The sequence below is a fragment of the Burkholderia sp. SIMBA_062 genome (assembly GCF_046534765.1).
Lineage (GTDB): Bacteria > Pseudomonadota > Gammaproteobacteria > Burkholderiales > Burkholderiaceae > Burkholderia > Burkholderia ambifaria.
The window spans coordinates 1-261 of record NZ_JAWRYD010000370.1 but is presented as its reverse complement, the minus strand read 5'-3'; the positions used below and the strand labels follow the sequence as shown (position 1 = coordinate 261).

1 pseudogene is annotated in these 261 nt (G+C 62.5%); it reads right to left on the bottom strand.

From position 1 onward, the window contains the following. Positions 1-261, bottom strand: a pseudogene (locus SB786_RS36725) (hypothetical protein); the annotation flags it as partial.

Below are 261 nucleotides of genomic sequence, written 5' to 3'. Positions count from 1 at the left end.
ACCCCTGCATGCCGTTGGCATTGAGTGAGCACATACCCTGCCTGGCCTCGGACACGGTGCAATAGGTATCGCGGTGCATGGCCAGGGTTGCTTGGTCCGCAGCGGCCTTGGAACCGACACGCTGGGAAGCGTAGGTGGCCATCAGCCGCGCGGTATCCTTGTCACGCTGTGAGACAGCTTCGACGAACAGCTTGCCTTGCTCCTGGGCTGTGCACTTGATGCTGACCGGCTGCCCGACTGCGGAGTCGAACGTGGTTGCAG